Consider the following 18,541-nt stretch of genomic DNA (forward strand, 5'->3'; position numbering starts at 1 on the left):
CGAATGACGCGCAACAGTTGCCCGCGCCCCTGACACGGGACGGCCAACTATTAAAATCGAGTTATATGCTTATTACTGTTAACTAAGGTATTCGTTGCAGAACAACTTTTGTGCCTGCGGGAGTATACCCTTTATATTCGCCGGGTTTCTCGCGATTTAAATGGGTAATGCCAGTGCCTTCGGCGTTCATCAGCCAAATACCGTCGGGCGTCGGCGACCAGCTCAGCGGTTTATCACCCAGCCATTGCTCGGCGCAGGCGACATCACCGGCCAGGGCGTTGGCCTTTTCCAACAGGTCCAGCGCGCAGACCTGATCCTGCTGGTGCAACTGCCAATGGCCGGCCAATTGCGCGGTTGAGAGTAAAACGAGACTGCTAGCCATTGCATGGGCTCCTGCCGACACGAACAACACCTGTGAAACACAGGCGATCAAATAAAAAAAACGCGGCATCTTTAACTCCGGCAGAGTGCGCGGCGCCGCAGCGCCGCGCGCTTTACATCACGCCACGATGTCGCTGACGGCTGCCTGGCCCACGGTAGTGACGAGGAAATCCGCCACGCCATGCCCAGAGAAGTCTACGGCGAAGGTGCCCAGGTTAGTACCCGAGGCATAACTCAGCACGGCATCGCCGGCATGCCCGGTGAACGCACTGACGAAGCTCAAGCCCGCACCTTTGGTAATGCCGGACACGTCGATCTTGTCCGAACCCGAGGTGAAGTCAAAGATCTTGTCCGAAGCACCTGGCTTGGAGTCGCTGCTGGCGCCGTACACGAAGGTATCGCTGCCGGTGCCGCCCCACAGTTGGTCCGCACCGCCGCCGCCGTAGATGATGTCGTTGCCGGCACCGCCTTTGATTACGTTGGCTGCGCTGTTACCAATGATCAGGTCATTACCCGAACCGCCGAGGGCGTTCTCGATGGTGACCCCCTTGGCGATGGACACGTTGCCGACCATGCCGCCTACGTCGGAGAACGAGGCCTCATTGAGGTTGATTTTCTGGTTCTGGGTAAAACCGGAGAAGTCCAGGGTGTCGTTGCCGCCACCGTCCCATACCGAAAATACCAGCTTGTCGGCACTGGATTTTGCGCTATAGAAATCACGACCGGTGTTGGAGTTGAAACCGTAGGTGGTGTCATCTGCGCGGGTCGCGTAGTTGGCGCCGTAGAGCTTCTGAACCGCGGCAATGTCATCGATCAGCGGGCCGGAAGCATAAGCCTCGACGCCACCTTTACTGAAGTTTTGCTTGGTGTTGCTCTCGTTCCAGTAACTCATGATGCTGTAGCCGCGCGTGTCCTGTCCGTAGGTCGCGTCGTTGTAGGTTGGGTTGCCATTACCGGCGTTGTAGTCGCCAGGGTGGGACAGGCCCAGGGTGTGGCCGATTTCGTGGGTCAGGGTCTGACGGCCGTAGTTATTCACGTCCGGCGTGGTGTTTTCCCTGTAGCCACTGTTGGTCAGGTACCACGAGACGCCGTCGTAGCCTGCGCCGTTGCCGGGCAGGTAGGCGAACGCCGCTGCGCCATCCTGGCCGCCGCTGTAGTTACCGAAGGTCATGTGGGCATCACCGCCGGTGGCTTTTTCGGTAAAGCTCACGTTGGCGACATCCGACCAGGATTGCATGGCCAGGGCGGCCTGTGCTTTCTGCTGGGTATTGAACTGGCTGAACCCGGAGATGCCATGTTTGTTCATGGTGGCCGTGGTAGCCGAGGTCAGGAAGGTGTAAGTCAGGTTGATCTTACCGTTGCCATCGACGTCCCGGTAAGCGGCACCATCACGCAGCAAAAAGTTGGCTGCCTGGTCGACGCTGTAGGACGGTTTGCCATTGACCGTGAGGTTGCCGCCACGGTCGTACAAATGGCTGAAGCTATCGATTTGCGAGTAAGCCGTGCTGGCTTGCGCGGCAGAAACAATAGCCTTCTCTTTTACTTTTGACATAAACGGACTTCCTTGTTTGCAAATGCATCAGTCTTGGTCGATAGGACCCACGCGGGCGAGGTCGTCCTATCACTCGCCTCTTTTGAAGGCGTAAGAAAATTGACACAATTTGAAATCTTCCGTCTACACATATTTCCGCAGTGAATAGGTGGCGCTCATTCAATAAGATAAAGTCGCGCGCAGTGTTTGTTGGGCGCAACTGCTTTTGTCCGACAGTTTCAGACTGGGTGTTATTTAAATATTAAATAGCGTTGCGCACGGACACGTTTTAACAGCCTAGTTGTTGAATGGATCCAATATATTGCCACCGTGCCAATTACCGCATTGGCGACAGGCTACTTGCGCTATTAATCAGGCTTGTCCCCCATTACCGGGCCACAAAAGTGCAAGGCATAGTGCCACTAAGTTGTACTTAGTCGCACTTCGATAGAGCGCGGGCAACAACGCATGACCCAGCGATGGTAAGGCCGAGGCAATACGCGGCATGTGCAGCGCCGTGACGGGCAGACGGCGGTTACATCCTGGGTTTGACCGCGCTGTCAATGGCGAAACGGCGTCTATCAATAGTGGCAATTCGCCTGATTTGCAGACGGGCATGACGCAGATCAAATTAATCGCAAACAACCGCCAAACGGCGCCAAAAAACTCACCTTGGGCGCCCGCGCGAATGCTACTTTGAAGTCCTACACTGCCACGACCAGTGAAGGTTATGGCCCTGCCGCGAGCTTAAGGAAGCGCTCAATGAACCAGGTGGGCAACATGAACAAAGTGACGTTCCCCAACGCCTGCCAGCTGATGCGCTGGCATTTCCATCCGATGGGCTTCGAGGGCAGCATGGACGCCCCCGGCAGCATGGTTGCCCGCCTGTTCGACCGTGCCAGCGGCGAGACGCTGATCGCGATTGCCGGCATCCCGTGCGCCACCGTGATGAATGCCGCCGATGTTGAGCGCATCATCGAATCGGTGGAGTACGAGCTGGAGTGTTTCGTGCCACCGCTGTCCTTGCGCGCCTGATTCGATTCCAGCATTGCTTGCCGGGCAACTGTGTGCGGGCTTGCTCGCGATAGCGGTGTGTCAGCTGAAAAATACGTGTCTGACACACCGCTATCGCGAGCAAGCCCGCTCCCACATAAGCCCGCTCCTACACAAGCCCTCTCCCACACAAGCCCGCCTCCACACAAGCGCGTTTTATCCGACCATTCAGGCCTGCTTTTGGGCCGCCTGCTTTTGAGCCGGTTTAGCCGCGCTGATCGTCAAAAAACGCTTTTGCGCCGTCTACCCGCTCAGATGCTCTGGGCAGATTCACGCCCTGGCCTTCGGGCTTTTCCACATACCAATAACAATGGCTTACCGCCCGCGTGATGCCGACATAGGCCAGGCGCAGCACTTCGTCCTTTTGCGCGGTGTCATACGGTTCACTGTCGCCATCCTTGCCCAAGCCCGCCATGCGGTACACCTGGTTTTTGTAGGGCGAACTCGTGAGGTGCTGACAGTCGCCGAGCAGGAATACCGAATCCGCTTGCAGGCCTTTGGCACTGTGATACGTCAGCTGTTTTAACCGGCGGGCTTGTGGCGGCAAGCTAGAATCCAGATTAACTACGGGCTGAATATGCTGTTCAATCAATAGCTTATCGCTACTTTTTCGATACAGCATTAACACCGAATCGCCCTGTTGATAGCGTTCCAGTAACTGCCGACCCAGCGCAGCGTCGTCGCGCGTCAGCACAGTCACGGGCACCCGCTCTCGGGGTTGACCACTCGCCTTGGCCTTCTTGCCGGGCAGCGACGGCGCTGCACGCACGATATGCTCGGCAGCGTCGATGATGTGTTGATGGCTGCGGTAGTTCTCGCTGAGCATCACGCGCGTAGTGCTGGGTGACGGGAATTGCTGGTCGAATTCTATGAAGTACTTGGGCGAACTGCCGCGCCAGCCATAAATCGATTGCCAGTCATCACCCACACACAGCAACGACGAGCGTTGCGCGCCACGGCCGACGTGCATTGCCGGGCCACGGCTGCGGATTTCGCGCAGGCTGGCGCGCACCCACGAGACGATCTGCGGCGATACGTCCTGGAATTCATCGATCATCAGGTGCGACATCGGTCGCAGCAAGGGGTCACTGAGCAACTTGAGATTTTCCGGGGTGTTCTCGCCGAACAGCGAGAACATGCGGTTATAAGTCATGATCGGCGGCGACTGGTCGAGCAGGTGCTCTTCCAGAGCTTTCCAGAAAATGCTCAGGGCTTCAAAAAAACAGCGGTCCGGGTCGTCCTGCGCAAAGCTCATCTGCCCCACAGCGGCGGGTACGTCCAACCCGAGGTTCTCGATAAACCCGGCGGCCATGACAAAACTGTCCAGTAGCGGTGCTGACGTGAGTTCGCCTTTCACCTTGTAATCAAAGCCAGGCCCGGCGCTGGCATCACCCGCCAGGCTGCTTAAAAGGCGCTTGGAAGACTCGTAGCTATCCAACCATATCAATGGCTTACGGCAGAAAGCTTGAAACAAGGTGCGCTTTACCGCCCACTCTGCGCGTACCGACAGTTTTGAATTCGGCCGGCTGATCCGGGCGTCTTCCCGTGCGTCGAAGCCGAGCACCACCCAGGCATCCAGTTCCGGGATGTAGCCGTGGCAATGAAATTGCGCGCCGTTGATTTCGAAGGCCTGGCGGCTCGGCTCAATGCCCTTTATCGGCCAGGCGCCAGCGCGAAACCACAGGTCTTCGATCACATCACAGAGTTCTTCATCGCGCTTGGCGGCCAGCTCGGTTACCGCTATGCGCTTCTGTACATCCGGGTGATCGCGCTCCAGCTCCTTGAGTTGCAGGCCATGGCGTGCCAATGGCGCGATCAGCTCGCGAAAACGTTCATGTCGGCCCTGCAGCCGGTGATAGCAGGCGTTCATCTGTTGGCGCTGCGCGTCGCTGATGCGCAGGTCGAACGGGTTGCTGTCCGCGTCCTCGACACCGCTGCCGAGGTTCTCGAAGGCTTGCAAGCGCTCGAACCCCGGCAAGCTGCGCACCATCGGCAGAATGCGTGAATGAAAGGTACGCACCACGGCCTGGGCTTCTTTAATGCCAAGGGGTTGGCCCCACAGGCTGAGAATGTGCATGAGCTTGTTGATGAAATCTTTGCGCGACTCGCGGGTGAAGGTCACCACGGTCATCGAGCTCAATTCAAAGCCCAGGTAATGCGTGAGCAACAGAATGCGCAGCACCAGCGAGGTGGATTTACCCGCACCGGCACCGGCAATCACCGAGGTCGAGGGCGTGTCACTGAAAATCATCTTCCATTGCGCGGCACTCGGCTGCGCATGGGCCGGCAGCAAGCGCGCTACATCGGCCTTCATGCGCTTTTTAAGGTCGGCGCCGAGTGGCAGTCGCCAATCGTCGAACAGGTTGTGATCCACGCCTGGCGCCGTGTGCTCATCGGGGCGAAAGTCACGGATCAACAATACTTGCCGCCCCTCCTCGATACCGTCTGCCTTACCCTCGCGGTAGCCATATTCCACACCGGCCTCGTGCCCGCTGCGGAACCCATCGGCTTGCCCGTGCAGCCAGGAAAACCGGTGCTGGGCACGCAAGCGCGTCAGGCCGTGGCCGAACAAACGGGCGGCCAGCCGTTTAAGCAGGGGCATTTGCGCCAGTGGCAGCAGATCGGGGGGCAAATCGGGCGTTTGTTGCGGCACGCGGACTCCAGCGATGAGGATGTTTTGGCGAAGCCGCCATGGTCGCCGGAATCGGCGTTGAGTTCCAGCCAATTGCTTTCACGTCATGCAGTTAGCCGATGAAGTGAAAGTCAAAACGCCAGGAACCAATCGAAATATTGGATGGGAATAAGGCATTTTTTACGCTTTTTATCGATCATGCACGGGTGGATCATGGCGACATCAACAGGAGACGATCATGCTTGAACTTCGACCTTTCAATACCTTGGGCGGCGCCCACCATGGCTGGCTTGATGCCCATCACCACTTTTCATTTGCCGAGTACCACGACCCCGAACGCATGCATTGGGGCAACCTGCGGGTATGGAACGACGACATCATCGCGCCCGGCACCGGCTTCCCGCAGCACGCGCACCGTGACATGGAAATCATCACGTATGTGCGTGAAGGCGCTATCAGCCATGCCGATAATCTGGGCAACAAAGGCCGCACAGAGGCTGGCGATGTGCAGGTAATGAGTGCGGGCACCGGGATTGCGCACAGCGAGTACAACCTGGAAGCGCGCCGACGAAGATTTTTCAGATCTGGATTATTCCGAATGAGGCGGGTTTGCCACCTTCCTGGGGTGCCAAGCCGTTTCCGAAAGGCGACCGTGAGGGCTTTGTGACGCTGGCCAGTGGCAAGGCGGGGGACAGTGAAAGCTTGCGGATTCGTGCGGATGCGCGGTTGGTGGCGGCCAACCTGAAGGCTGGGGAAAGCGCCGAATACAGGCTGGACGGCGGGCGCGCGCGTACTTGGTGCCGGCGACGGGGGTGATTGAGGTGAATGGGCTGCGTGCACAGGCGCGGGATGGTGTGGCGGTGGAAAATGAGCAGGTGTTGCGCGTAACGGCGCTGGAAGACAGCGAGATCGTGCTGGTTGATCTGGCCTGATTGATCGTTCCCGCGCTCCGCGCCAGCTTCTAGAGCTAGACGCAGAGCGTGGGAACATCATGCGGCCGGGTTATCAGTTGGAACTGATCGCACCGTCCACCAACACTTGGGCCTCTTCAACCAACTGCTTGAGGTGATCCTCACCGACGAAGCTCTCGGCGTAGATCTTGTAAATATCCTCGGTGCCCGATGGCCGTGCGGCGAACCAGCCGTTTTCGGTCATCACCTTCAAGCCACCAATCGCCTGGTTGTTGCCCGGCGCATGGCTGAGGATTTGCTGAATGCTCTCGCCAGCCAATTGCGTGGACGTGACCTGCTCAGGCGACAGTTTGCCTAACAAGGCCTTCTGCGCCGGCGTGGCTTTGGCGTCGACGCGAATCGCAAATGGCTCGCCGAGCGCGTCGGTCAGGCCACGGTAGATCTGGCTCGGGTCTTGCCCCTTGCGCGAGGTCATTTCCGCCGCCAGCAAGGCCGGAATCAGGCCGTCCTTGTCGGTGCTCCACACACTGCCATCCTTGCGCAGGAACGAGGCGCCGGCGCTTTCTTCACCGCCAAAACCCAGCGAACCTTCGAACAGGCCATCGGCAAACCACTTGAAGCCAACCGGCACTTCATACAGGCGACGGCCGATACGCGCCGCAACGCGATCAATCAAGCCGCTGCTGACCACGGTTTTGCCCACGGCCGCATCGCTGCGCCAGTCAGGACGGTTCTGAAACAGGTAATCGATGCTCACCGCCAAGTAGTTGTTCGGCGCCAACAGGCCGCCGGACGGGGTGACGATGCCGTGACGGTCGTGGTCCGGGTCGCAGGCAAACGCCACGTCGTAGCGCTCTTTGAGGCCGATCAGGCTTTGCATCGCGTAGCTGGAAGACGGGTCCATGCGGATCTGGCCGTCCCAGTCGACGCTCATGAAGCGGAAGGTGGCATCGACTTCGGTGTTGACCACGTCGAGGTTCAAACGGTAGTGCTCGGCAATCGCCGACCAGTAGCGCACCCCTGCTCCGCCCAATGGATCGACGCCCAGGCGCAGATCGGCGCTGCGGATGGCATCCATGTCGATCACATTGATCAGGTCAGCCACGTAGCTGTTGAGGTAATCATGGCGATGCGTGGTGTCCGCCTTGAGCGCCTGTGCGTGAGTGATGCGCTTGACCCCGGCAAGCTTGTTGGCCAGCAGTTCATTGGCCTTGGCTTCGATCCACTTGGTCACGTGAGTGTCGGCCGGGCCGCCGTTGGGTGGGTTGTACTTGTAACCGCCGCTCTGCGGCGGGTTGTGCGACGGCGTGATCACGATGCCGTCGGCCAGGCCGCTGGTGCGGCCACGGTTGTAGCAAATAATCGCGTGGGAAATCGCCGGCGTCGGCGTGTATTCATCGCCTTCGGCCAGCATCACGTGCACGCCATTCGCGGCCAGCACTTCCAGTGCACTGGCACCGGCCGGTGTCGACAGCGCATGGGTGTCCAAGCCCACGAACAACGGGCCGTTGATGCCTTGCGCTTCACGGTACAGGCAGATGGCCTGGCTGATGGCAAGTACATGCCATTCGTTGAAGCTCAGCTCGAACGAGCTGCCACGGTGCCCGGAAGTACCAAAGGCCACGCGCTGGGTGGAGATCGCTGCATCAGGCTGGCCGGTGTAATAGGCCGTGACCAGTCGCGGGATGTCTACCAGCAACTGGGCTGGCGCTGGCTTGCCCGCAAAAGGACTGATTGTCATGCATAAACCTCGAAAAGAAGGATTCGGAAAAAATGGCAGTTTACTGAGAGTTGGACTACTGCGCGACGGTATCGATCCTACAACCTGAAGAGAAATTTCACAGGCCTAGCCTATCTGCGCCCGGCGCAGTGCTTCGCTCAGCGCCGCCAGCGCAATCTCAAGGTCAGGCTGCCCATGAAACGTGTGGCTCAAGCGAAAATGCTGGTGGTGCAGCCCGCCGACGCTGAACAACTCACCGGGCGCGACAACCACCTGCCGGGCGAGTAAATGCTGGAACACCTGGCGCATGTCGACCGCATGGGTAGAGCCTAACCAGAGGGTGGCGCCACCGGCGGGCATGCGGCAGGTCACTTGATTACCCACGTGTTGCGCCAGGCGCTGACTCATTTCGTCCGCCTGTTGGCTGAGCAACGGGCGCAAATTGCGCAGGTGCTGATCAATGCGCCCGCTGTGGTACAGACGCGCAATTGCGCGCTGGCGAATCGATGATAACCGGAACGAGCGCAGCAAGAATTGGCGCTGCAACTCGCTGCTCATGTGCCGGGACAGCGCATAAGCATACGGCGCCTCCGGCCCGAGTATTTTTTCGAAGGAGGAAAACACCACCAGCCGCTCCGGATTGACCACATCGCGCAGCGCCGCCGGGGGCGGCTTGAACCCCAGCTCTCCGTAGGTATCGTTCTCCAGCAGCCAGCAACCGTACTGGTCCAACAGGCGCGCCACACCCAGACAATCGTGCGGCAGCATGGCGAACCCCGAGGGCAGGTTGATCGCCGACGAAAGCAACACCAGGCGCACCGACTCACCGCGCAACATGCCTTCGAGCGATACCAGGTCCAGGCTGCCATCGTGCGCCCAGGGCAACTCTAGAATTCGCACCCCGGCATCCTGCAGCAGGCGCAGGATCAGCCAGTCGCAGGGCGACTCGACAATCACCGTGGCACCGCGCAGGCCCAGCACCTCGATAAGAATATCGAGCACGCCTCGCAGGTCGGCACCGATATAAACATCGTCGGCGTGCCAGCAGCGGGTGGGCGACGAGGTATAGCGCGCCGCCAGCGCCGCGCGCAGCTCCCAGCCCCCGCAAGGCTGCGACCAAGGCTGCGAAGGGTGCGGGTATTGGCGCACCAGTTCGCGCTCGAGTCGCAGCAACGTGCCATCAGCGACGCCAACAGCGCTGGCTCATCGCCGCTGAGCACCACCATGCCCGGGCGCGCGCGGCTACGTAGAGGCGCTCAAGCAAATCCCCGCTGGGCATGGCCATGGGGTTGCTCGCCAAGGGCCACGCGTAATAACCCGACTTGGCCACCGAATACACCCTGCCCTCTTTTTCCAGTAGCGAGTACGCGTACTGAATGGTCGAGATTGATACATTCAGGCGCAGCGATAACTGGCGCAAAGACGGCAGTTTCACCCGGGTATCGGTGCTGACCTCGTTAATCAGGTTGATCATGTAGCGGTAAACCGCCTGGTAGGCGAAATCCCGCACACCGCGCAGCGTCATCGTCCGTACAGCTGGAAGTTCAGGTCGCCGTCGGGCAGGGCGTGCTCATGGCGAGTGCCGCGTTCGCCGCCGCCTGGAGCAATGGCCCGCGGCCGTTGACGGTATAGATGCTGGAGCAACGGCAACGACATGCCGCTGGTGTCAGCCACCCATTGCTGCAACATCTCAGCTGCAGGCTTGCCCTGCAGCACTTTGTGCAGTTCAGGCAGCGCCACCAGCATGCCTGGGTGGCACTGGCGCAAATAACCTTCCAGCCGTTCGCCGTGATGGATAAAAGGCGAAAACAACAGGCAGACCAGTTGGCTTTCATCCAGGCCGAGGGCCTGCTGGGCATACCCGGCAGCCAAGGCGCGCCCGTCACGGCTGCCGGCTTGCGCCATCAGTGCTTCGGGAGCCTGCAGGCTCTGCAGATACGCCTGCGCCTGCAGCACGAAGGCTTCTACGGCTGCCTTGTAGTCCAATGCCCGCACGCATTCGGCCTGCAGGCCTCGCAGGTGTGCCATCAACCTCGGGCTGGCAAAGGCCGGGTGGCTGAAATGAAAGCCCAACGGATCCGGGGCATAGGCCATGAACTCGGTGAGCAAAGGCGCGCAACTTCTGTCGATACCTTCGAACAGGTCGACAATGCCGATGTACGCCAAGTGATGGTGCCCACCCAGGCAGGGGTCAGCCTTTGGCACATAAAGCTCACCATAAATGTCACGATAGAAGTCATCGCTCCAGGCGTCCATGCGCGCAAACAGCCCATTGAGCGATGCGGGATTGACCGTGGCCTTGGCCCCGGTGGCCTGAGCGGCTTTTTTCAACCAGGCAATGAGCTGGCTTTGTTTACGCGCGCAATCGCCGCTGACCAGCGCATGCACGCCGCCGTTCCAGGCGGTGACACGCTGGTAGAAATCACCCAAGGCCAAGTACGTGTCGTTGCACAACGTTGCGCAAATATCGCCGGACGTCATATGCCCGATTATCAACTTGTTGCGTTGACTGATACCGCGCCCAACGGGTGACACCAGGCGCTGGTGGTTGAACGGCAGTACCTGTTGGTCTTCCACCATCAGTAACTCAACCCGGTCGTCATCGTGCATAAACAGTTGCGTGTAACCACGATGGATCGTATCCAGCGTGGCCTGGGTCATACCCGCGTGGCGCAGCGTGGCGACCCGCAGCTGAAACGTCTTGGGCGCTCGTGCAGCAATACTCAGTTGTGCAGCACGCAGCAACGCCAGGGTGTAACTGCTGACTTCACCACCGCCATGGGCCACAAGCACCTTGTAACCGCCCACCTGTTCCATGCCGCCCGCCGCCACGACGATACGCTGGATCAACAATTGAAGTGTGGTGCGTTCGGTGCGACTGAAGTGCCCGATCAACCGCTGCTGAACTTGCTGGTAAACATAATTCATGGCCTGTTCGTGAATGGCGCTCATAGTTCTACTACCTGAGTGAAAATATCAGTTTCAAACAACTACCGAGCGCAGTTGCCTGATCTATTACGTCTGTAAGAATGTCGCTCACGCAGCAGTGTTCTTCCTATACAAACACTAGCACTTTGCAACAAATCGACAGGTGCCGGGGGCGTGACCGCGCTGAGGGCATTCATGGCGCTGACGCCCGTGCGCCAAGCGCCAAGGCCTCTTACGGCATCACTCCTAGGACCTTTCCCACGACGTCCTACACCCTTTTAACCCTGAACTTAAAGATCTGTCCGACAAATAAACCTCTTCAAACTTTAATCCTGATCGGCTTATTTGATTGAGATGCGCCTTGCAAATGCCCGAGGCGTCCGGCCCAGGCAGACGCCAAACTTTTAGTTGCTGAAAGCCCGTGCGGCCGTATCAAAATTCGGATCATTACTCAGTCCTTGAGTTGAAAGTGAAGACTCAATTATCAGGACTGACATTTTTATTAACAGATACAGAACCGGGTCGAAAACCAGTTCAGATAGTTACCCGGGCGGTAATTTGATAACGCACACACGCAAGCGCCGCGCTGAAATTCAGGGCGGCGCGAAGAAGAAAGGTATGATTTACGGGGGCTAAAGGCGGATGCGCGCTTCGGACAGCGCGCGGGTACAAGTCATGTCAGATGGCGCATCTGCCGCATGCGCCAGGGGTTTGGAATACTCGTTTGCGAATACTCCTACACCTCAAACAGCTTCGACCTGCAGCGCAACGCGCTCGCGGCAAGGGCACTCGTCCATATAACGGTGTGCTTCAACGAACTGATTGAACGGAAACACTGTGGTTTTCAATGGCACCAGCACCCGGTCGGCGGTCAGTTGGTTGATGTCGCGCAACGCACGCTGCAGCGCAACCTGGTCCTGAATGATGCCCAACTCCGGTTTGCCGGTGAAGTTGCCGATACAATGCACAAAGAACTGAATGTTCTTCTGAAACGCGGCACACGCCGGGAACGGCGTTTGATTGCCGCCTTGCAGGCCGTAGAGCACCAGGCTGCCACGTGGTGCAAGCACATCACCGAGCAATGACATCTGCGGGCCACCCAAGCCATCGAACACCACGTCAACGCCGCGGTTATCAGTGAACTTGTTGATCTGCATGAGCAAGTCCTGCTCCTCGGTGACAATCACCTTTTCTGCGCCCAGCGACAGCAGGTACTCACGCTCCGCACTGTCTTTGGTGGCGGCAATCACCCGCACACCCAGGGCTTTGCCCAACTGCACGAACGAGGGGCCGGCACAGTGGCTCGCGTCGGTGACCAAAGCAAATTGCCCGGGTTTTACGCGTGCCAGGTCAACGTAGGCAAAGTAGGCGATCAGCAACGGCGTGTAGTGCACGCTGGCTTCAATCGGGCTCAGCACATCCGGGTACCGCACCAACGCTGAACGGGGCAGCACGATCTGTTCGCCATACACTGGGTAATCGTTGGGGCTCTCGGCCGGAAAACTGGCCACTTTATCGCCCACTGCCAAGTCATCCACGCCGTCGCCGAGGGCTACCACCACCCCAGCCATCTCATGGCCGAGGCCAGACGGCAGACGTGCATGCGAGGACGCCAGGTTCTGGCGCCACAGAATGTCGTACCAGCTGATGCCAATCGCGTCGACACGCACCTGCACTTCGCCCGGTGCGGGCTGCGCGGCTACATGCTCTTCGCATTTGAGCACCTCGGCCGGACCAAACTTGTGAAAACGGATCGTGCGGGACATCGCAAACCTCGTCAAAGTAACCTCTAATGCCATGAACTTTATCTGGGCTTTCCAGGTAAGGCCACCGGTCGCCATTAATAGTCGACATGCTTGTCATTGATTCCGCAGCTGAATATTTGTGCTCAGCCGTTGTGGGAAAACTCAATTTGCGCGTAGGAAAACGCAATTAGCCGGTGCAGAGTAACAGCCTTTGCCCGTAAGATTAATGCCGGTCGTGCCTCACAACGGAACCTCAAGGGTTCCTGTATGGCCGCTCTCGTCAAGTAAGCTGACTCTACCAGGACACAAGATGAACCGTAACGACCTGCGTCGTGTCGACCTTAACCTCTTGATCGTATTCGAAACCTTGATGCATGAGCGCAGCGTGACCCGCGCCGCCGAGAAGCTGTTCCTCGGCCAACCGGCCATCAGCGCGGCGTTGTCGCGCCTGCGCGGTTTGTTCGATGACCCGCTGTTTGTGCGCACCGGGCGCAGCATGGAGCCATCGGCCCGCGCCGTGGAAATCTTCGCCCTGCTCTCCCCAGCCCTCGACTCGATTTCCACTGCGGTCAGCCGCGCCGCAGAATTCGTCCCGGCCACCAGCACCGCCGTGTTCCGTATCGGCCTGTCGGACGATGTCGAATTCGCCCTGCTGCCACAACTGCTCAAGCGCCTGCGCGCCGAAGCCCCTGGCATCGTGCTGGTGGTGCGCCGCGTCAACTACATCCTGATGCCCGGCCTGCTGGCCTCCGGCGAGATCTCCATTGGCGTCAGCTACACCGCCGACCTGCCCGCCAACGCCAAGCGCAAAGTGCTGCGGCGCAGCCTGCCGAAACTGCTGCGCGCCGACAGCGTGCCCGGCTCGCTGAGCCTGGACGACTTCTGCGCACGCCCTCACGCCCTCGTGTCGTTCGCCGGTGACCTGAGCGGGTTTATCGATGAAGAGCTGGAAAAGTTGGGGCGCAAACGCCACGTTGTGCTGGCCGTGCCACAGTTCAATGGGCTGGGCACGTTGCTGGCGGGCACTGACATTGTGGCGATCGTGCCGGACTACGCCGCGCAAGCGCTGACCGCAACCGGCGGCCTGCGCGCGGAAGAACCGCCGTTGCCGGTGCGCTCGTTTGAACTGCACATGGCGTGGCGCGGGTCGCAGGATAACGATCCGGGTGAGCGCTGGTTGCGCTCGCGGATTCAGATGTTTTTTGGCGACCCTGAGAGTCTTTAGAAGTCCCCGGACAGGCTATTTATCTGATCATTTCTGCCTTTCAACAAACCATGTAGCTCCATTCACTTCCAGTGGATTACTACATTGGGGGCACGTCTGAGGGCATGATTTACATAGCCATCTGTATAGGTAGATGGGTCCACGGTTACAACGGAAATACCGCGCTGATCATGGTGCCACCCTGGTCACGATTGCTGGCGGTAATAGCGCCACCATGGGCCTGGCAAATCGCACGGGCGATGGAGAGACCTAATCCGCTGCCGCCCGAGTAACGCGCCCTCGAACGCTCCGCACGCCAGAAGCGATCAAATACGCTGTCCAAGTGCTGCGCCTCGATACCGGGGCCGCGGTCCCCGATCTCAATCACCACCCGATCTTGGACCTGCCGCGCCATGATGCTCAGCTCGCCGCCGCCTGCCGCGTAGCGCAGCAGGTTATCAATCAGGATATTCAGCACCTGGCCCAAGCGATCGCGATCAGCATGGATACAACACCCATCGGCAATACTCACGTGCGTACGCACACAGGCGTCATCCAATTGCGGCTGGAACCAGGCCAATCGTTCGCTCACCAGGGCCGCGAGGGGAAAGTCGCTGCGTTCCAGCACCAACCGACCCGCCCTGGCCATCGACAACAGGTGCAAGTCATCCACCAATTTTCTGAGTTGATCGAGCTGACGCTTGACCATGCCCAATTGTGCTACATCGCTGGGGAACACCTCATCGAGCATGCCCTGCACGCGTCCCATGGCGGCATTCAGGGGCGTGCGCAGTTCATGGGCGATGACCGCGCTTGACTCGCGCACATCCCGCTCGTAACGCTCCAGTTGCGTGGTCATGCTGTTGAAGTCGCTGATCAGGCGTTGCAGTTCGTCGGGCGTGTGTCGGTGAATCGGCAGGCGCGTGAAGAAGTCTCCACCGGCAACCTGCCGTGCCCCTTGCGCTATCGCCGAAAACTGGCTGGACAAGGGGCGCGAAAACCACAAGCCACAGACGATGATGATCGGGATGGCCGCCAACACCAGGCAGGCCAGGATCAGCCAGTCGCGATTGGCGATATCCGGCTGGAAAAATTCCACTGGGTAGTATTCGGCTACCAGTTGGCGCAAGCGTGTCTCGTTGAGTTGCGGCTCGGCGCGCAGGTGCAGCAATTCCTCACGCGCTTGCGGCGGCAGGCGCTGCAAGAAATACCAGTCCGAAAGCCTGAAGTTGCCCCACATGCACAGGGCAATCACCACCACGGCGCCGATCGCCAATAGGCTCATGCGCATACCGACCCAGCGCCACAGCGGTTTGTCGTTGACCCGAGACTTCTCAAACATGCGGGTTACCTGAACCGATAGCCAATGGAGCGTACGGTCACCAGTACCCCGGCGATGCCATGGGTTTCCAACTTGCGTCGCAGGTTGTGAATATGGGCGTCAACGACCCGGGCCAGGGCTTCGCTTTCCGGTAGGCAGATTTCCAGCAACTCATCCCGGGTGAACGCCTTGGACGGTGTCTTGAGCAACGTGACCAGCAGCTTGAACTCCGTCGGCGTCAGGTCCAGCAACTGCGTTGGCGCATCGCGGTGCTCAATGGCCGCCGTGAAGGCAGTGAGGTCAACGCGCAGGTTTTCATGGCGCAGCAGTTGCTCAACCGGCTGGCTGCCCAGGGTACGTCGCAATACCGCATGCACCCGCGCCACCACTTCCCGCGAGCTGTAGGGTTTGACCACGTAGTCATCCGCGCCATAACGCAAGGCGCCGAGTTTTTCCGGCTCATCGCCCATGGCCGTGACCATGATCACCGGCGTATCACTGCTGCGGCGCACGGCGGACAACACTTCAGTGCCACTCAAGCGCGGCAGCATCACGTCCAGCAGGATCAGGTCGGGCTGCCAGCTTTTGTGCAGGTCCAGACCACGCTGACCGTCTTCGGCCAAGGCTACCTCAAAACCATCCCGGCGCAGATAGGCTTCGAGAATATTGGCGCTGTCGGCATCGTCTTCGACAATGAGGATACGTTTTCCTGACACAAAGAAGCCTCTTGATGAAACCTTGATAATTCACGAACGGTTTATTGAAAGTCCGCTGCCAGTATTGCCCTACGCCCGACTTTCGCGAACCGATCCTATGCCGACCACTGCACCGCTGTCCAAGCCTATCAAGCTGCCTGAACACCTCGGCGCGGTTTTGCTGCTGTCCGGCATGCTGGCCGGCTGTTCACTTACGCCGACCTATCACACGCCTGCGTTGCCGGTACCGGACAACCTGCAAGGCACACGGGTAGCGGACGCCCCCTCCTCCACGATCAACGATGTAGAAGCGCTCAGCGAAGAAGAGAAACAGCTGCTGGGCAGCCTGGACTCATCGGCGCAGCTGCTGCACCTGGTTGGACAGGCCCTGGACTACAACCGTGACCTGCGCCTGGCGTTGCTGCGTGTCGAGCAAGCCCGCGCCCAGTTCGGTATTTCCCGCGCCGATCGCCTGCCCACCGTGGCCTTAGGGCTGCAACGCGACCGCCAGCACTTGCACGACAAGGCCGCCGACGAACGCTATGGGCAGGACATCGCGGTGGCGTCCGTGGGTATTTCGGACTTTGAGCTGGATTTTTTCGGACGCGTGCGCAGCCTGTCCGAAGCGGCGCGACATGATTACCTGGCCACGCGCTACGGTAACCAGGCCGCGCGCAAGGCGCTGATCGTCGAAGTGGCGCGGCTATATTTGCAGGAACGCCTGCAGGCCAGCGTGAGGGCCGACACACAGTCCATTCTCGACAACCAAAACCAGCTGCTGAGCGTACTCGACGGCCAGCAAAAAGCAGGCCTAGTGGCGCAGGACACGGTTGACACTCAGCGCATGCAGGTCCGTCGTTCCGCGCTGCAACTTGAGGATGCGAACGCTGAACATGTGCGTGCGCAACAGGCGTTGTCGTGGGTCACAGGGTATCAGGTCGCCCCTCTGGCAGCGGCGGCACAAAGCCAAGTCATCGATCTCAAGCCTCCGTCATGGCTGGTCGATCTACCGTCACAGCAGCTGTTGCAGCGCTTCGATGTGCGCCAATGCGAGGAAACCCTGCGCGCCGCGAATGCCAACATCGGCGCCGCGCGAGCGGCGTTCTTTCCCTCGATCACCTTGAGCACCGGTGCGGGCATCGCCAGCCCGCGCTTGAGCAACTTGTTTTCATCCGGCAGCGGCGCCTGGCTGTTCACCCCGCAACTGAACCTGCCGCTGTTCGACGGTGGCCGCAACCAGGCCAACCTGGATCTCGCGACCGCTCGCCAACAGTCCGCCGTCGCCCAATATGAAAAGACCGTGCAGGACGCTTTTCGCGAAATCGCCGACCTGTTGACTCAACGTCAACAAGCGTTGGCCAACGCCACCACGCAAATTGATCTGGCGGCATTGACCGCATTGAAGACCAAGCGTCTTGACCAACAAATTGCCGTGGGCGCGGCTGCGCACTCAGACCACCCGGCCGCTTCAATTCGCCTGACTGAATCCGCCATCGAGTTACGCAAGGCGACCTACCAACTGTTGTTCAACCGCCTGGCGCTGTATCGCGCGCTGTCCGGCGCACCGCTGTTTTCCTCCATAGAAAGGGTTTCACCATGAACTTGACCACTCCCCCTACCCGTGCCGTGCTCTGGGGCGCCGCCGCCTTGATGTCCTGCACACTCGTGACCCCGGCACAGGCAGCCGATGCTAGCCCGGCGGCCGACAAGACCACCGCCACTCTGGGCCTCGGCATGGGCGTCGCACCTCGCTACATGGGCGCCGACCGCTACCGTGCGCTCGTGCTGCCGATGTTCAGCATCCAGCGCGGCGTATTGTTTGCCGACACCACCCGTGGCCTCGGTGTGCAGTTTCAATCCGACAGCGGCTTTGCTGCCAGCGCGGCAATCAACTACGACCTGGGCCGCAAGGAAAAAGACAGCACCACCCGCCCGGGCGGCCGCGACTTGAATGGCATGGGCGATATCAGCGGCGCCACCGTCGCCGACTTCACCCTCAGCCAGCAACTGTTCGACTGGCTGTCGGTCAGCGGCGAAGCCGAACTGCGCATGGCCGGCGAGCACCGCGGCAACCGCTACCGTTTCGGCCTGGAAGGCATCCTGTTCCACACAGGCAGCGACACCGTGGCCCTGGATATCGACGCCCATGCCGGTGATGGCCGCTACAACCAGACCTTCTTCGGCGTCACCCAGGCACAGAGCCAACGCACACTCTACGGGCGATACAACGCCGACGCCGGGATCTATGCCTACTCCGCCGCCTTGAACTGGCAGCACAGCCTGGACGCGCACTGGTCGACGCTGGTCAGCCTGACGCTGACCCAGTACGCCGACCAGGCCCGTAACAGCCCGCTGGTCCGACGTGAAAGCGCCGGCCTGGGCATGTTCGCTATCAATTACACCTTCTGATAACGAGGCGC

12 protein-coding genes and 2 pseudogenes are annotated in these 18,541 nt (G+C 59.7%); 5 read left to right on the forward strand and 9 right to left on the reverse strand.

The features are described from left to right. Positions 1-82 precede the first annotated feature (82 nt). Both F0169_RS07835 and F0169_RS07840 read right to left on the reverse strand, forming a co-directional pair. Positions 83-451, reverse strand: coding sequence for an AprI/Inh family metalloprotease inhibitor (locus F0169_RS07835; RefSeq protein WP_152746180.1), 369 nt, complete (start codon positions 449-451; stop codon positions 83-85). 48 nt (positions 452-499) lie between these two features. Beyond that, a complete protein-coding gene (locus tag F0169_RS07840) occupies positions 500-1,933 on the reverse strand; it encodes a serralysin family metalloprotease (protein ID WP_152746181.1) in 1,434 nt (477 codons plus the stop codon). A 741-nt stretch (positions 1,934-2,674) separates the two neighbouring features. On the opposite strand from F0169_RS07840, the gene F0169_RS07845 reads away from it, so the two are divergent. Beyond that, positions 2,675-2,947: a DUF1652 domain-containing protein gene (locus tag F0169_RS07845; RefSeq protein ID WP_058411570.1), complete on the forward strand. Its 273-nt coding sequence runs from the start codon at positions 2,675-2,677 to the stop codon at positions 2,945-2,947. 223 nt (positions 2,948-3,170) lie between these two features. Here the strand turns inward: F0169_RS07845 and F0169_RS07850 are convergent, their stop codons facing one another. Beyond that, positions 3,171-5,618, reverse strand: coding sequence for a UvrD-helicase domain-containing protein (locus F0169_RS07850; protein WP_172979369.1), 2,448 nt, complete (start codon positions 5,616-5,618; stop codon positions 3,171-3,173). A 217-nt stretch (positions 5,619-5,835) separates the two neighbouring features. Here F0169_RS07850 and F0169_RS07855 point away from each other — a divergent pair. Beyond that, a pseudogene (locus tag F0169_RS07855) lies at positions 5,836-6,529 on the forward strand (pirin family protein). A gap of 73 nt (positions 6,530-6,602) precedes the next feature. Here the strand turns inward: F0169_RS07855 and pgm are convergent. The 4 genes and pseudogenes from pgm to F0169_RS07875 form a co-directional block, all read right to left on the reverse strand. Further along, a complete protein-coding gene (gene pgm, locus F0169_RS07860; protein WP_152746182.1) occupies positions 6,603-8,249 on the reverse strand; it encodes a phosphoglucomutase (alpha-D-glucose-1,6-bisphosphate-dependent) in 1,647 nt (548 codons plus the stop codon). A gap of 105 nt (positions 8,250-8,354) precedes the next feature. Further along, positions 8,355-9,753, reverse strand: a pseudogene (locus F0169_RS07865) (aminotransferase-like domain-containing protein). Further along, positions 9,750-11,180, reverse strand: coding sequence for a hypothetical protein (locus F0169_RS07870; RefSeq protein ID WP_241679072.1), 1,431 nt, complete (start codon positions 11,178-11,180; stop codon positions 9,750-9,752). The pseudogene F0169_RS07865 and the gene F0169_RS07870 overlap by 4 nt, the downstream one beginning before the upstream one ends. A gap of 719 nt (positions 11,181-11,899) precedes the next feature. Further along, positions 11,900-12,922, reverse strand: coding sequence for a zinc-dependent alcohol dehydrogenase family protein (locus tag F0169_RS07875; protein WP_099238018.1), 1,023 nt, complete (start codon positions 12,920-12,922; stop codon positions 11,900-11,902). A gap of 289 nt (positions 12,923-13,211) precedes the next feature. Here F0169_RS07875 and F0169_RS07880 point away from each other — a divergent pair, with 289 nt between their 5' ends. Then, positions 13,212-14,126, forward strand: a complete 915-nt coding sequence (locus tag F0169_RS07880) for a LysR family transcriptional regulator (protein WP_058411577.1) — start codon at positions 13,212-13,214, stop codon at positions 14,124-14,126. A gap of 145 nt (positions 14,127-14,271) precedes the next feature. Here the strand turns inward: F0169_RS07880 and F0169_RS07885 are convergent, their stop codons facing one another. After that, positions 14,272-15,447 (reverse strand): sensor histidine kinase, encoded by a 1,176-nt coding sequence (locus F0169_RS07885; RefSeq protein WP_058411578.1) that lies wholly within the window; start codon positions 15,445-15,447, stop codon positions 14,272-14,274. A gap of 5 nt (positions 15,448-15,452) precedes the next feature. Beyond that, the gene (locus tag F0169_RS07890) at positions 15,453-16,142 is read right to left on the reverse strand and encodes a response regulator (protein ID WP_058411579.1); all 690 of its coding nucleotides are present in this window, start codon (positions 16,140-16,142) and stop codon (positions 15,453-15,455) included. A 97-nt stretch (positions 16,143-16,239) separates the two neighbouring features. Here F0169_RS07890 and F0169_RS07895 point away from each other — a divergent pair, with 97 nt between their 5' ends. Together F0169_RS07895 and F0169_RS07900 are read left to right on the forward strand one after the other, a co-directional pair. Further along, positions 16,240-17,721 (forward strand): efflux transporter outer membrane subunit, encoded by a 1,482-nt coding sequence (locus F0169_RS07895; protein WP_152746183.1) that lies wholly within the window; start codon positions 16,240-16,242, stop codon positions 17,719-17,721. After that, positions 17,718-18,530: a MipA/OmpV family protein gene (locus tag F0169_RS07900; protein ID WP_058411581.1), complete on the forward strand. Its 813-nt coding sequence runs from the start codon at positions 17,718-17,720 to the stop codon at positions 18,528-18,530. Before F0169_RS07895 ends, F0169_RS07900 begins: the two co-directional genes overlap by 4 nt. Positions 18,531-18,541: the final 11 nt, after the last annotated feature.

This window comes from Pseudomonas kitaguniensis (genome assembly GCF_009296165.1).
GTDB classification, from domain to species: Bacteria; Pseudomonadota; Gammaproteobacteria; order Pseudomonadales; family Pseudomonadaceae; genus Aquipseudomonas; species Aquipseudomonas kitaguniensis.